The following is a 1531-nucleotide window of genomic DNA, read 5'->3' as shown; positions in this document are numbered from 1 at the left end:
GTTGATAATATGGTTGAAAAAGAAAATAGTATTGGTGATTTCAAAAATAAAAAACGTATATTAGAAGCCATTAAGAATGGTGACATGAGTGCGTTATTAGATTTGATGGATGGTTATTATGAAATTTAATAGTATTCTAATTTTTTTGTTTTTATTCTCAGGTTGTGTTTATTCTAGAAGCGAAATAAATAAAAGTAATTTATCAAATGATGATTTAAAAAAAATAAACTTAGCAAATATTTATTTGGAATATGGTAAAGACAACAAAGAAGCTATTAAACTTACAAAACCATATATAAAAAACAATGACAATATTTTTGCTAGGTATATATATGCATCAGCATTAGCGCGTTATGATCTGAAAACTTCGTTAGAAATGCTAAAAACATTAACTAATGAGGAATATCCTTATGCGATGGAAACTTATGGGAAGAAAAGAACCTGCAAACTTAATAAATATAAGAATGCTTGTTTAAAATATGGATATGATAAATTATTGAGTCAGACGTATTTAGATTGGAGAAAAATAGATCCTTCTGAACAATATAATGAATTTTATCAACAGTTTCTTGATACCCCATGGGATGAAAGAATTAACAAAGAGCATACTTGGTTTAATCCTAAAATCGATAAGCTTCTTCGTCAATGCGCTAATGATAATGTGTTTCAATGTGCAAATGAATTACAAAATGGATTATATTTTATTAATAAAAGAACTCCAGAACAAGAGAAAGATTATCAGTATTATAGAAAACTAGCGAAGAAAATATTAATCAACGCAGATAATTTATATCTAAAAATAGACTATATGGATAGATGTTTTGATAAGAGTAAATATAGAGATAATGATATTTGTTTAACTAAAAATGAAAGTTATACGATGTTGACTAATTTAGCTAAAAAAGGAGATTTATCAGGATATCATACATTATCGTTTTTACTATATAAAGATATATATGATTTTAGTTTTCCAAGATATGTTTTATATCCAAAACTCTTATCATCATCTAAGCTAAAAGACATTTTTGATAATGCATTAAAATTGAATAATGGTGTTGGATGGAGTTATAAGAAAAAAAATTACAATATAGAACCTTGGGAAAAATTGCATAACGACGAAAGCCTAAGCGGATTTTTTAACAAAGTAAATAAGTTAGATTCCGAATAGTGACTGGTTAGCCTCCTTAAAGCCAGGGGGCTAGAACTATAGGTAAATAGATAATGAAAAAGATATTTTATGGGCTGATTTTATGTATTATCCTGTTAAATCCTGTTTTTGCTATAAATAAGACCATAAAAAATGGTTACTCTTCGATATTGTCAAATGTAGATAGAAATAAGATATATCTAGCAAAAAATTTTCTTACTTATGGAGCTGGTTTTAAAAAAGCGATAGAGTTAACTGTGTAGTGGTCAACAAATACTAGCCACGGTTTTAGAGGTTAACCAATATAATCGTTCTGATTCATTCGGTGTTAATCCGCCATTATATTGATGTGGTCGTAATTGGCTGTAATAACCAATAATATAT

At 27.4% G+C, this 1531-nt stretch carries 1 protein-coding gene; it reads left to right on the top strand.

The window, feature by feature from the left end; genetic code table 11:
- Nucleotides 1-118: 118 nt before the first annotated feature.
- Entirely contained in the window at nt 119-1168 is a 1050-nt protein-coding gene (locus C9J46_RS21235; protein WP_107208779.1) for a hypothetical protein, read from the top strand.
- Nucleotides 1169-1531: the final 363 nt, after the last annotated feature.

It is taken from the genome of Photobacterium sp. GB-36, from assembly GCF_003026135.1.
Classification (GTDB): Bacteria; Pseudomonadota; Gammaproteobacteria; order Enterobacterales; family Vibrionaceae; genus Photobacterium.
The sequence above is the reverse complement of the archived record's forward strand: the minus strand, read 5'-3'. Positions and strand labels throughout refer to the sequence as shown.

Coding starts and splice junctions, on each gene's coding strand:
- C9J46_RS21235 (WP_107208779.1), top strand. CDS start 119: ATGAAATTTAATAGTATTCTAATTTTTTTGTTTTTATTCTCAGGTTGT.